At 47.1% G+C, this 12,645-nt stretch carries 12 protein-coding genes and 2 tRNA genes; 8 read left to right on the forward strand and 6 right to left on the reverse strand.

The window, feature by feature from the left end:
* Positions 1-142: 142 nt before the first annotated feature.
* From kdsA to hemA, 6 genes are read right to left on the reverse strand one after another with little or no spacing between them, the layout of a single operon-like run.
* Positions 143-994 carry a 3-deoxy-8-phosphooctulonate synthase gene (gene kdsA, locus J4N39_RS11065; protein WP_252019203.1) on the reverse strand — a complete coding sequence of 284 codons (852 nt, stop codon included), beginning with the start codon at positions 992-994 and terminating at the stop codon, positions 143-145.
* 11 nt (positions 995-1,005) lie between these two features.
* Positions 1,006-1,815: a SirB1 family protein gene (locus tag J4N39_RS11070; protein ID WP_252019205.1), complete on the reverse strand. Its 810-nt coding sequence runs from the start codon at positions 1,813-1,815 to the stop codon at positions 1,006-1,008.
* 3 nt (positions 1,816-1,818) lie between these two features.
* Entirely contained in the window at positions 1,819-2,208 is a 390-nt protein-coding gene (locus J4N39_RS11075) for a SirB2 family protein (protein WP_252019208.1), read from the reverse strand.
* 13 nt (positions 2,209-2,221) lie between these two features.
* Positions 2,222-3,073, reverse strand: coding sequence for a peptide chain release factor N(5)-glutamine methyltransferase (gene prmC, locus J4N39_RS11080; RefSeq protein WP_252019210.1), 852 nt, complete (start codon positions 3,071-3,073; stop codon positions 2,222-2,224).
* A 3-nt stretch (positions 3,074-3,076) separates the two neighbouring features.
* Positions 3,077-4,165, reverse strand: a complete 1,089-nt coding sequence (prfA, locus tag J4N39_RS11085) for a peptide chain release factor 1 (RefSeq protein WP_252019212.1) — start codon at positions 4,163-4,165, stop codon at positions 3,077-3,079.
* Between the two features lie 15 nt (positions 4,166-4,180).
* Positions 4,181-5,437, reverse strand: a complete 1,257-nt coding sequence (hemA, locus tag J4N39_RS11090) for a glutamyl-tRNA reductase (protein WP_252019215.1) — start codon at positions 5,435-5,437, stop codon at positions 4,181-4,183.
* 144 nt (positions 5,438-5,581) lie between these two features.
* Here hemA and lolB point away from each other — a divergent pair, with 144 nt between their 5' ends.
* The 8 genes from lolB to J4N39_RS11130 all read left to right on the forward strand — a co-directional run bounded on the left by lolB (position 5,582) and on the right by J4N39_RS11130 (position 12,618).
* Complete coding sequence (gene lolB / locus J4N39_RS11095) at positions 5,582-6,214, forward strand: lipoprotein insertase outer membrane protein LolB (protein ID WP_252019217.1); 633 nt, start codon at positions 5,582-5,584, stop codon at positions 6,212-6,214.
* Positions 6,211-7,083 (forward strand): 4-(cytidine 5'-diphospho)-2-C-methyl-D-erythritol kinase, encoded by an 873-nt coding sequence (ispE, locus tag J4N39_RS11100; RefSeq protein ID WP_252019220.1) that lies wholly within the window; start codon positions 6,211-6,213, stop codon positions 7,081-7,083. The genes lolB and ispE overlap by 4 nt, the downstream gene beginning before the upstream one ends.
* A gap of 26 nt (positions 7,084-7,109) precedes the next feature.
* Positions 7,110-8,054: a ribose-phosphate pyrophosphokinase gene (locus tag J4N39_RS11105; protein WP_252019222.1), complete on the forward strand. Its 945-nt coding sequence runs from the start codon at positions 7,110-7,112 to the stop codon at positions 8,052-8,054.
* Between the two features lie 799 nt (positions 8,055-8,853).
* The gene (locus J4N39_RS11110) at positions 8,854-10,173 is read left to right on the forward strand and encodes a Na+/H+ antiporter NhaC family protein (RefSeq protein ID WP_252019224.1); all 1,320 of its coding nucleotides are present in this window, start codon (positions 8,854-8,856) and stop codon (positions 10,171-10,173) included.
* A 58-nt stretch (positions 10,174-10,231) separates the two neighbouring features.
* Complete coding sequence (pth, locus tag J4N39_RS11115; protein ID WP_252019226.1) at positions 10,232-10,822, forward strand: aminoacyl-tRNA hydrolase; 591 nt, start codon at positions 10,232-10,234, stop codon at positions 10,820-10,822.
* Positions 10,823-10,831: 9 nt separating this feature from the next.
* Positions 10,832-11,923 (forward strand): redox-regulated ATPase YchF, encoded by a 1,092-nt coding sequence (gene ychF / locus J4N39_RS11120; protein ID WP_252019228.1) that lies wholly within the window; start codon positions 10,832-10,834, stop codon positions 11,921-11,923.
* A 484-nt stretch (positions 11,924-12,407) separates the two neighbouring features.
* A tRNA-Met gene (locus J4N39_RS11125) sits at positions 12,408-12,484 on the forward strand.
* A 49-nt stretch (positions 12,485-12,533) separates the two neighbouring features.
* Positions 12,534-12,618: transfer RNA gene (locus J4N39_RS11130), tRNA-Leu, on the forward strand.
* The last annotated feature ends 27 nt before the right edge of the window (positions 12,619-12,645 follow it).

Consider the following 12,645-nt stretch of genomic DNA (forward strand, 5'->3'; position numbering starts at 1 on the left):
AAAGAGTGGGGACTTAATCCCTTCAACCCTTTCTCCCTTAAACCGTTTACCGCTTTCCGTTTACCGTTTACCGCTTCCCCAAAACCAAAAAAGCGAACCCTCTCGAATCCGCTTTTCTACCAAATTACACTATTCGAAAAGATTAACGAATATCAATCGCCTCAAACCCTTTGATCAGATCATCTAGCGCTTTCATTTGCACTAGGAAAGGTTCTAGCTTGTCTAATGGAAGAGCCGATGGACCATCACATAGAGCTTGGTCTGGGTTTGGATGCGCCTCAATAAATAGGCCCGCAATACCCGTTGCAAGACCGGCTTTTGCCAGTTCAACCGTTTGCTCACGACGTCCACCAGATGCTTCACCAAGTGGATCGCGGCACTGAAGTGCGTGCGTCACATCAAAGATGATTGGGCTGCCGTTAGATGCTTTTTTCATTACGCCGAAACCAAGCATATCCACCACTAAGTTATCGTAACCGTGACAAGCACCGCGCTCACATAGGATCACGTTGTCATTACCGCACTCTGCGAATTTGTCTACGATGTTACCCACTTGACCTGGGCTCATGAACTGCGGTTTCTTAACGTTGATCACTGAGCCTGTTTTTGCCATCGCTTCGACAAGATCGGTCTGACGAGCCAAGAAAGCTGGCAACTGAATGACGTCCACTACATCAGCCACCGGTTGAGCTTGAGCTTCGGTGTGAATATCAGTGATGATCTTCACGCCAAAAGTATCTTTTAGCTCTTGGAAGATTTTAAGACCTTCTTCCATACCTGGGCCACGGTAAGAGTTAATCGAAGAGCGGTTCGCTTTGTCAAAAGACGCTTTGAATACGTATGGGATACCCAGCTTGTCAGTAACCTTCACATAATGCTCACAGATCTGCATGGCTAGATCTCGTGACTCAAGCACGTTCATACCAGCAAATAGCGTGAACGGTTTGTCATTGCCTACTGGAATGTCACCAACGTGAACCGTTTTCTGTTCCATGATTATCTCTCTTAGTGGATGGTAATGTGGTGTTCATTCATCTTTTTAACCTGGGCCTTTAGCATCTCGGCAGAAGGGTCATCTGGACACTGATCGATGAAGAACTGAAAGTCTGTTGCCGCCACTTGGTGGCAGTCAAGTTGTTGGTAGATAAAGCCTCGGTCACGCACTTCATACGGATCATCGGGTACGAAAGTTAATGCGAGATCGGTACAGTTAAGTGCCAATGTAAAACGCTCTTCACGCAACAATGCACCTTTTAACAGGGCTAACCAACGACCAATAATCGTTGGGTGATCCGTGGTAGCTAGATGTTCAGGCTCAAGTTTTGCCAATGGACCATCATGACCGACCAACCACGCTGTCATGGTTTTCTCGTTGACGTACTCACCGTTAAAAGGATTGATAAACAGTGGCGCTTCACCATACCAAATCACTTTAACCAAGAATTGTGTCGGGAATGCGACACCTTCAATCGGGAAACCTAGCTTACGCCCAAAATAGAGCAGCAAAGCACCTAGGCTCACCGGGATCCCTTTACGGCGCTCAAGCACCTTATCCATAAAGCCGTTATCAGAGCAGAAATACTCATCTGCATCGCCTTCAAACTGCCAGTCGTAATAAAATAGACGCAAGAATGCCTCAAAGCGTTGTCGCTCATCCCCTTCATGCGCCAGTTTCATCTCTGCTTCTTGATAAAGGCGTTCAAGCTCAGCTTGTGACCAACTGGTTTGGGTCTCAGGATTAATCGCGGCATTAAGCGCTAGCGCCCCTTCAACCAACTCCATGTTATCAAAGTCTTCATCAAACAAATTCAGCATGTGTTACCCCAGTAAAGACGGAACCTTAGTCGTCGCCATGTTGCCCGCCATAATCAGCCAGCCCAGTGCGCCAAGGAATCCAAAGGTGCGAAGCAAGCCATTCTTGGCCAGCTTCAAGGTGAAAAATGCCAGTGCAAAATAAGCCATTACACACGTCAGCTTTTCTGTCAGCCATGCGCCTTCAGGGGTATACGGAATAAACCCTGTCAGATAAATCAGACCCAAGCCTGTTAATAACAAAATCGAGTCAACAATGTGAGGAAGTCGCTTGAGTAAACCGTGTTGTAACCACGGAGAAGGCTCCTTACCCATCATTAAGCTGTAACGAACAATCAGCAAAATTGCGCTGATGGCGATGGAGATCAGATGTATATGTTTTAGTGCTGTGTACATAGCTTCCGCTTTCTTATTTTGCGCTCCAGCAACCAAAGGTTACTCGATCGTTCCCTGCATAATCTTGAGCTGTTTCGACTTGGGTATACCCTAACGCTTCCATCATCTCACGAGTTGGAAGTCCTTGCTCAAAACCATGCTCCATTAATAGCCAGCCATCATCGACGAGATGATGCCTTGCCTCTTGTGCAATGTGGGTCAGATCTGCCATCCCTTTCTCTTCTGCTACTAAGGCAGAAAGAGGTTCGAATCGAACATCCCCTTGAGTCAAATGAGGGTCATCTTTTTCGATATAAGGAGGGTTACTGACGATACATGCAAACTTTGTACCTTGTTCAATCGGTTCAAACCAACTGCCTTGTTTAAACTGACTGTTGGTTAGGCTCAATCGCTGTGAATTTTCAGTCGCTAGCTCTACTGCCTCAATGCGTAAATCGACACCAGTAATCGTATGCTTTGGTAACTCAGACGCCAGTGCTAAAGCGATAGCCCCCGTGCCTGTTCCAAGATCCAGCACCTGGCATGGCTCACTTGGCACTTTCTCAAGCGCAAGCTCCACCAAACGTTCAGTATCGGGACGAGGGATCAGTGTTGCCTTCGACACTTTAAGCGGTAAGGACCAAAACTCTCGCTCGCCTAAGATATAAGCCACTGGCTCTCCCGTCAGACGGCGAGCCATCAAAGCATCGATTTTCTCTAACTGTTCAGGTTCTAGGACCTTATCAGGCCAGGTCAGAAGATAGCTGCGAGGCTTATCCAAAGCGTGACAAAGCAGCACAGCGGCATCAAGCGACGGCGAATCACTGCCGCTTTGTACCAATTGCGCTGCCGCAAGCTTTAGCTTTGCTTCAATCGTAACAGACATGAATTAGTTCTGGTCAGCAAGTGCTGCCAGCTGGTCTGCTTGGTGTTCTGCAACGATAGGGTCGATCAGTGACTGCACATCCCCTTCCATTACCTCGTTTAGACGGTAAAGCGTCAGGTTGATGCGGTGATCAGAAACACGACCTTGTGGGTAGTTGTAAGTACGAATACGGTCACTACGGTCGCCTGAGCCTAACAGGTTACGACGAGTATCAGACACTTCCGCCGCACGTTTTGCTTCTTCTGCTTGAATAATACGTGCCGCTAGCACTGCCATCGCTTTGGCTTTGTTTTTGTGCTGTGAACGCTCGTCCTGACACTCAACCACAGTGCCTGTTGGCAAGTGGGTAATACGGATTGCAGAATCCGTGGTGTTAACGTGCTGACCACCAGCGCCCGATGCACGGAAGGTATCAATTTTTAGATCTGCCGCTTTGATCTCTGGGATTTCAGCTTCAGGGATCTCTGCCATTACAGCAACCGTACATGCCGAGGTGTGAACACGACCTTGAGACTCTGTTTCAGGCACACGTTGAACACGGTGACCGCCTGACTCAAACTTCAGCACGCCGTATGCGCCATCACCAGACACTTTAGCGATCATCTCTTTATAACCGCCATGTTCCGCTTCGTTCGAGCTCATTACTTCGATACGCCAGCCACGCTTCTCAGCATACTTGCTGTACATGCGGAATAGATCACCTGCGAAGATGCCCGCTTCATCACCACCAGCACCGGCACGGATCTCTAGGAAACAGTTACGGTCATCATTAGGATCTTTTGGTAGCAACAGAACTTGTAGCTCGTCTGCTAGTTTTTCGATATTTACTTTCGCTTCTTTGATCTCTTCTTGCGCCATTTCACGCATTTCAGGATCATCTTCTTTTGCCATCTCTTGTGCAGCTTCAAGATCTTCCTGTGCTTGCTCGTATGCTTGGAAGCACTTAGTCACTTCTTCAAGCTGAGAGTACTCTTTTGATAGCGCACGGAACTTATTTTGGTCGCCAATGATTTCTGGATCGCCCAGAAGATGCTGCACTTCTTCATAACGCTCAACCAGCGTCTGAAGTTTGGTCATGATAGATGGTTTCATAATTTTCTTATTTGGTTAGGAGTCTTCGAGACCAAGACTCTGACGTATTATAGTCAATTTAGCAGGTTCGCCCTGTTCCGCTGCACTTTGCAATGCTCGGGTCGGAGCGTGGATAAGTTTGTTGGTCAGCTTATTACTAAGCTCAACCAATACTTTGCTTGGATCGGCCCCACTTTCCAACGCTTGTAAGCTTCGAGACAAAAGCTCCTCACGCACTTCATTAGCAGAGTGACGATAGTCGCGAATACTATCAACTGCCTGCAATGAACGTAGCCAAGTCATAAAACTAGCGCTCTCTTCAGAGACAATCGCTTCCGCTTGGATCGCTTCCACTTTTCGCTGCTCGATATTTTGCTCAACAATGGATTGTAGGTCGTCCACAGAGTATAGATAGGCGTCATTTAGCTCACCTACCTGCGCTTCCACATCCCTTGGAACGGCGATATCCACCAGCAACATCGGCTGGTGTTTACGAGCCTTAATGGCTGTTTCTACCATCCCTTTACCAATAATCGGCAATGGGCTGGCAGTAGAACTGATAACAATATCTGCTCTTGGCAGATGTTCTGGAATTTCTGGCAGGCTGATGATACTTGCGCCAAATTGCTCGGCAAGCGGCATTGCTCGCTCAACAGTTCGGTTAGCCACGATCATTTCTTTACAACCGTGTCCATCCAAGTGTTTGGCCACCAACTCGATGGTTTCGCCCGCCCCGACTAACAACACCGTGACCTCTTCCATCGACTCAAAGATCTGTTTTGCCAATGTGCAAGCGGCATACGCAACAGACACAGCACTGCCACCGATATCCGTCTCAGTACGCACACGCTTGGCAACGGAAAACGATTTTTGAAATAGCTTTTCTAGCGCAGGGTCGACCGCATCGCCCAAACGTGCGTCACCAAAGCTCTGTTTTACTTGCCCCAATATTTGCGGCTCACCTAGTACCAAAGAGTCCAATCCACAAGCAACCCGCATCAAATGACGCACTGCCGCTTGTTCTTCATGGATATACAGACTGGCCATCAGCTCTTCGGCATTGACGGAGTGAAACTGCGTTAGCCAATCAATCAAAGCGGCTTTGCCTTCACCTTGCACGTTGCAATAGAGTTCGGTGCGGTTACAAGTAGAAACGATCACCCCGCCGTGCACGTTGTCGTGTTGAGAGAGCTGCTGCAACGCCTGAGACATTTTATCAGGTGAAAACGCAACTTTTTCACGCAACTCTACCGAGGCAGTATTGTGATTGATTCCTAGAGCAAGCAACGACATGGATTGGGGGTATCTCAGCTTGAAAATTCCAAATGAACGCAGAATTTTACTTTATGGCAACGCCTATTTAAAGGGGAGATTTCCTGAGGGTGTGACTTCAATGCTATAGTAGCGCCAATATTTTCGCCCAAAGGAGCACAGGCAGTGCAAACCTTATTCGAATTGATTAAAAAAAGATCGCCACTTCGTCTCATTGCGATCCTACTTACCCTGTTTATTTTTGCGGGCTGTAGCTCGTTACCCCCAGAGCCTGATCATGGGGTTGAGTGGAAACTTCATCAAACTCAAGTTCAAGCGATTACTCGTTACACTCTTCAAGGGAAAATGGCCTATATCTCCCCCGACGAGCGCCAAAGCCTGAATCTGTATTGGAAACAAACCCCAGCCAAAAGTGACTTACGCTTATCAACGTTTCTTGGCCAAACTGCACTGAATATGGATTTCACCCCCATGCACGCAAAAGTCGAAGTGCATGACGGCAGAACCTTTGAGCACCCTGATATCAATCTGCTTATAAAGCGCTTATCTGGGATGAGCATTCCTGTGCAAGAGCTTACCGAGTGGGTTAAAGGGGTCCCTGCGGGCACCTATGACTATCAAGTCTCTGAACTTAATACGCTATCAGAACTTAATACGGTGGTTTCTGGGCAACCTTGGACTCTACAGTTCGAGCGTTATCAACAAGTGGATGACCTACTGCTGCCAGCCCGAATTACCATGATTAGCGGCGATCAAACCATCAAACTATCTATTTCAAAGTGGACACTCAACCCATGATTGAGCAACTGACTCATTGGCCTTCTCCTGCCAAACTGAACTTATTTCTCTACATTACAGGGCGTCGAGATAACGGCTATCACGACCTGCAAACGCTATTTCAATTTATTGATTATGGAGATGAGCTGCATATACAAGCCAACCACAGCGGAGAAATCACCCTGTCACCTGCTATCGAAGGTGTGCCACTTGAAGACAATTTGATTTGGAAAGCAGCAACAGCATTGCAGCAAAAAACCAACTGCCCTCTTGGTGCCCATATCGAGCTGGATAAAGTTCTCCCTATGGGTGGTGGCATCGGTGGTGGCTCATCCAACGCCGCAAGCACATTAGTGGCGCTTAACTTTTTATGGCAAACTCATTTAAGTGATGATGAACTGGCTGAGATCGGACTTAAGCTCGGCGCAGACGTCCCAGTTTTTGTCCGTGGCTTTGCTGCATTTGCCGAAGGCGTTGGCGAAAAACTCATCGAAGCAACGCCTAAAATGCCTTGGTTTCTTGTCGTACGACCAGATGTGGCAATTTCGACCCAAGAAATTTTCACTCACCCTCAATTGACAAGAAACACACCAAAGCGAGAGCTGACAACGCTTTTAAGCCTGCCATACGAAAACGATTGCGAAAAAATCGTGCGTAACCTCTATCCGGAGGTTGATAAGCAACTTTCATGGCTGCTACAATATGCGCCGTCAAGATTGACGGGCACCGGATCTTGCGTTTTTGCTGAGTTTTCGAGCAAAAACGAAGCAGATTCTGTGCTCTCTCAGTTGCCAGATGATACTCAAGCATTTGTCGCTGAAGGCGTAAATCTTTCGCCTCTAAAACAAAGATTGGCTGAATACCAAACAGCCTACTCACAATCTACCTAAAACTGGACGCAACCGGAGTTTCCACCGTGCCTGATATGAAGCTATTTGCTGGTAACGCAACACCTGAACTAGCCCAACGTATTGCTGATCGTCTTTACATCTCTCTTGGAGATGCAACTGTTTCTCGTTTTTCTGATGGCGAAGTTGCTGTTCAAATCAACGAAAACGTTCGTGGTAGCGATGTATTCATCATCCAATCTACTTGTGCACCAACCAACGACAACCTAATGGAGTTGGTGGTAATGATCGATGCAATGCGCCGTGCTTCAGCTGGCCGTATTACTGCTGTGATCCCTTACTTTGGTTACGCTCGCCAAGACCGTCGTGTACGTTCTGCTCGTGTGCCAATTACTGCTAAAGTTGTTGCAGACTTCCTTTCTAACGTTGGTGTAGACCGCGTTCTAACAATTGACCTGCACGCTGAGCAAATCCAGGGCTTCTTCGATGTTCCTGTAGACAACATCTTCGGTACGCCTGTTCTTCTTGAAGACATGCGCGCTCGTGGCCTAGAAGATCCTGTTGTTGTATCTCCTGACCTAGGCGGCGTTGTACGTGCTCGTGCAACAGCTAAAGCGCTAGACGACACTGACATTGCTATCGTTGATAAGCGTCGCCCACGTGCGAACGTTTCAGAAGTAATGAACCTAATCGGTGACGTTGAAGGTCGCGACTGTGTTATCGTTGATGACATGATCGACACAGGCGGTACGCTATGTAAAGCAGCTGAAGCGCTTAAAGAGCGCGGCGCTAAGCGTGTATTCGCTTACGCAACTCACGCTGTATTCTCTGGCAACGCTGCGAAAAACATCGCAAGCTCTGTTCTAGACCAAGTAATAATCACTGACTCAATCGAACTGTCTAAAGAGATGGAAGCGACGGGTAAAGTGACTCAACTTACTCTATCTAGCATGCTAGCTGAAGCGATCCGTCGCATTAGCAACGAAGAATCTATCTCGGCGATGTTTAACTAATTCGTTAATCGCAGAAGATAAATGATTATGAAGCCCGCTCTTGTAGCGGGTTTTTTTGTGTTTACGGCATACGGAGAACGGTAAGCGGGCGCTTCGCTTACGGTAAACGGGTTCAAGGGTTCAAGGGTTCAAGGGTTCAAGGGTTCAAGGGTTCAAGGGTTCAAGCAGGATGCTCGATCTAGCCCTCCCCCTTTTCAAGCGGCCGGCGTCCCGGGGGGAGCTGGAGGGGGTTAAACTATGACTTTCAACTTTTTGAAAAGTATAAGTCTTTATATATTCTCATAAGGAGCTTCGCTCTACTTAGACCTTATACATAACTGGTTAGATCTTTTAACCCCCCTCTTACTCCTGTCTTTTATACACAAGTCAGCTTGGCAAAGAATTCTCCTCCCCTTGATCGGAAATGTTTGTATTTTCGATGAATTATCCGCCAAGGGGAGGCTGGGAGGGGTTGCTGTGATGATGCATAGTTAATGCGTTGGACATAGCTTCGGAGTTACCAACCCCCACTAGGCGTGCCCCTCCCACTCCCCCTTTTATAAACTTCTTCGATCAATTAGCCCCATCGAACAAGGGGGAGAGCTATTTTTCGAACTCTTTTGGACTTGTGTATAAGAAACAGCGCCGGCCGCTTGAAAAGGGGGAGGATCTGTCTTTCCCACTCTGATATCTCATCAACTACATTTGTTAAAAGAACAAAATTTACAAAACACAAAAGCCGTTTAGACGTCTAGATGTTGACACGTCTAGTGGTCATGCGTACCCTTAGCGCCAATTTCAGCTTATTGAGAATTTTGTAATGACTGTAACGCCGTCGGCGAAAGCCTTATTACCTCTTGCGCTCTTTCTGACACTATTTATTGGTGTCGGTAGCTATTTAACCATGCAAGGGGTGGAGTTTGCTTTCTATCAACTGCCAGCCCCAGTGGCAGCACTGCCTGCGATCGTTCTAGCGATCTTGCTAAGTAAAGAGAAGCTCAATAAAGCGATTGAACAGTTTATCCAAGGTGTTGGGCATGGCGATATCATCGCAATGTGCATCATCTATCTGCTGGCTGGGGCTTTTGCTGCGGTGGCTAAAGCGACGGGTGGTGTTGATGCGACCGTTAACCTTGGTCTATCCCTGCTACCACCTAGCCTTATTCTGCCGGGCATGTTTTTGATTGCTGCGTTTATTGCTACTGCAATGGGCACATCAATGGGCACGATCGCAGCCCTTGCTCCAGTGGCACTCGGTGTAGCGGACGCAACAGGTATCGATCACGCAATTGCAGCGGGTGCGGTGTTAAGCGGCGCAATGTTTGGTGACAACCTTTCGATCATCTCGGATACCACCATTGCAGCAACTCGCTCTCAAGGCTGTGAGATGAAAGATAAGTTTAAAGAGAACATCTCGATTGCTCTACCAGCGGCTATCGTATCACTGGTTCTGTTTGCGTTCCTGAGTAAACCAAGTGAAGCACCAGCAACGACTAATATCGAGTGGCTAAAGGTTCTACCTTACCTGACGATCCTTGTGCTTGCGGTATCTGGTCTAAATGTATTTGCAGTACTTGCGATTGGTATCGTGCTAGCAGGTATTGTTGGCCTGTCTATTACCGACGAGTACTCAATCACTCAATACGGTCAAGATATCTACGCAGGCTTTGGCAACATGCAAGAGATCTTCTTACTATCTATGCTAATCGGTGGCCTAAGTGCGCTAATGAAGCATCAAGGCGGCCTAGCATGGATCACTCAATCGTTAAGCAAGGTTCTAAAATCTTCAAGCCGTAAGAGTGGCGAATTTGGTATTGCCCTGCTAGTTAGCCTGGTAAACTGCTGCACGGCAAATAACACGGTAGCGATCCTTGTTTCAGGTACGATCGCAAAAGATCTGGCGGAAAAACATGATATCTGCGCTAAACGTGCGGCAAGCTTGCTAGATATCTTCTCTTGTGTGATTCAAGGCATCTTGCCTTACGGTGCGCAAGTACTTCTGGCCGGTTCTATTCTGAAATTGTCACCAATTGAAGTCACCACTCACTCTTATTACTGCTTTGCGCTGGCAGCTGCTGCACTGCTTGCGGTCGTATTCAAGCCTGCAAAAGGAAGAGAAGCGAGCGCATCTGTCGCTTGATCACAAAAAACTGTGCTATCATACGGCGCTTTTTTTGATTCCTAGAGAGATCCTAACCTTGAGTCAACAGATTAAACTTCTTGTTGGGCTAGCAAACCCGGGCGCTGAGTACGCACGTACTCGTCATAATGCAGGCGCTTGGGCCGTTGAAGAGCTAGCTCGTGTTCACAACGTAACACTGAAAAATGAACCAAAGTTTTTTGGTATGACAGGTCGAATCATTGTTGATGGACAGGATCTCCGTTTGCTGATCCCTACCACCTTTATGAACCTTTCCGGTAAAGCGGTTGCAGCGCTTGCAAAGTTTTACCAGATCAAACCTGAAGAGATCATGGTCGCGCATGACGAACTTGATATGCCTCCAGGTGTTGCTAAGTTCAAGAAAGGCGGTGGTCATGGCGGTCACAATGGCCTGCGTGACATCATCAGTAAGATGGGCAACAACAAAGATTTCTATCGTCTACGTCTTGGCATCGGCCATCCGGGACACAAAGACAGAGTCGCTGGCTATGTTTTAGGCAAAGCTCCAGCGAAAGAGCAAGAATGTATTGATGCAGCTGTCGATGAGTCAGTTCGCAGTCTAGATATATTGCTAAAAGACGGTCTAACCAAAGCGCAAAATCGCTTACACACTTTCAAAGCAGAATAAGGTAAAAACATGGGTTTTAAATGTGGCATCGTTGGTCTGCCTAACGTAGGTAAATCAACCCTATTTAACGCACTGACTAAAGCGGGTATCGAAGCAGCGAACTTCCCGTTCTGTACTATCGAGCCAAACACTGGCGTAGTACCGGTGCCAGATCTACGCCTAGATGCACTTGCTAAGATCGTTAACCCGCAGAAGATCCTGCCAACGACTATGGAGTTTGTTGATATCGCAGGTCTAGTTGCTGGTGCATCTAAAGGTGAAGGTCTAGGTAACAAATTCCTAGCGAACATCCGTGAAACTGACGCAATCGGCCATGTAGTACGCTGTTTCGAGAACGAAAACATCGTTCACGTTGCAGGTAAAGTATCTCCGATTGAAGATATCGAAGTGATCAACCTAGAGCTTGCTCTAGCTGACCTTGATTCTTGTGAGCGTGCTATCCAGCGTAATGCGAAGAAAGCAAAAGGCGGCGACAAAGACGCTAAGTTCGAACTAACCGTTCTAGAAAAGCTACTTCCAGTACTGACTGAAGGTGGTATGGCTCGTACTGTTGACCTAGCAAAAGAAGAGTTGGCAGCGGTTGGCTACCTTAACTTCCTAACGCTTAAGCCGACAATGTACATCGCTAACGTGAACGAAGATGGCTTCGAGGACAACCCATACCTAGATGCAGTACGTGAGTACGCTGAAAAAGAAAACAACGTTGTTGTTGCGGTATGTGCATCTATCGAGTCTGAACTTTCAGAGCTGGATGATGAAGATCGCGAAGAGTTCCTAGCAGACATGGGTATCGAAGAACCAGGTCTAAACCGCGTGATCCGTTCAGGTTACGAGCTACTGACGCTACAAACTTACTTCACTGCTGGCGTGAAAGAAGTACGTGCATGGACTATCCCTGTAGGTGCAACTGCACCTCAATCTGCGGGTAAGATCCACACTGACTTTGAAAAAGGCTTCATCCGTGCAGAAGTTGTTGGCTACGATGATTTCATCGAGTTCAACGGTGAGTCTGGCGCTAAAGAAGCTGGTAAATGGCGTCTAGAAGGTAAAGATTACATTGTTAAAGACGGTGATGTGATTCACTTCCGTTTTAATGTGTAATTAATACTGTCTGTTTTGAAGGGCCAGCAAATATTGCTGGCCTTTTTTGATCTTGGTTTACGGGAAACGGGAAACGGGAAACGGGTAGTTTGATGCGCCCCAGTGAGTATAAACAAGGCAAATTTGTAGCTGAGCTAAAAAATATCAGTGTAAGTTATGTGCGTTTTATAACCACCCTACATATAATTCTTTCTAACTAACAAGAAACACTCAAAGGTCACGGCTAAAATCTGTGCACGCCAAACTAAAACCGTAAATCCGCTCGCCGCTTACCGTTTCCCGACTAATTTTATCGCTGAACATACCGCTCAAAATGCGCCACTTTTGGATCATAAATCTACCATTTCGATTACTTTTAGTTCGAACAACAAAAAAAACGGGGTTTCTTCAAAAAAACTGTTGACGGTATTAGGTCATATCCGCATAATTCGCCCCGCTCCCGACGAGAAGGCGACTTCGAAATTGGAAGTAAAAATATGGAAATGGCTACGTAGCTCAGCTGGTTAGAGCACATCACTCATAATGATGGGGTCACAGGTTCGAATCCCGTCGTAGCCACCATTTCCTAAATGCTTTTACACATTTATGTGGAAAGTGGTTAGGAAAATATGCGGAAGTGGCGGAATTGGTAGACGCACCAGATTTAGGTTCTGGCGCCGCAAGGTGTGAGAGTTCAAGTCTCTCCTTCCGCACCATATTTTCGATAGTGTCAACTATCAACT

This window comes from Vibrio sp. SCSIO 43136, from assembly GCF_023716565.1.
Classification (GTDB): domain Bacteria; phylum Pseudomonadota; class Gammaproteobacteria; order Enterobacterales; family Vibrionaceae; genus Vibrio.

What these genes read in the sequence shown, in the direction of transcription:
- kdsA (WP_252019203.1), bottom strand. Translation starts at nt 994, where the DNA reads ATGGAACAGAAAACGGTTCACGTTGGTGACATTCCAGTAGGCAATGAC.
- J4N39_RS11070 (WP_252019205.1), bottom strand. Translation starts at nt 1,815, where the DNA reads ATGCTGAATTTGTTTGATGAAGACTTTGATAACATGGAGTTGGTTGAA.
- J4N39_RS11075 (WP_252019208.1), bottom strand. Translation starts at nt 2,208, where the DNA reads ATGTACACAGCACTAAAACATATACATCTGATCTCCATCGCCATCAGC.
- prmC (WP_252019210.1), bottom strand. Translation starts at nt 3,073, where the DNA reads ATGTCTGTTACGATTGAAGCAAAGCTAAAGCTTGCGGCAGCGCAATTG.
- prfA (WP_252019212.1), bottom strand. Translation starts at nt 4,165, where the DNA reads ATGAAACCATCTATCATGACCAAACTTCAGACGCTGGTTGAGCGTTAT.
- hemA (WP_252019215.1), bottom strand. Translation starts at nt 5,437, where the DNA reads ATGTCGTTGCTTGCTCTAGGAATCAATCACAATACTGCCTCGGTAGAG.
- ispE (WP_252019220.1), top strand. Translation starts at nt 6,211, where the DNA reads ATGATTGAGCAACTGACTCATTGGCCTTCTCCTGCCAAACTGAACTTA.
- J4N39_RS11110 (WP_252019224.1), top strand. Translation starts at nt 8,854, where the DNA reads ATGACTGTAACGCCGTCGGCGAAAGCCTTATTACCTCTTGCGCTCTTT.
- ychF (WP_252019228.1), top strand. Translation starts at nt 10,832, where the DNA reads ATGGGTTTTAAATGTGGCATCGTTGGTCTGCCTAACGTAGGTAAATCA.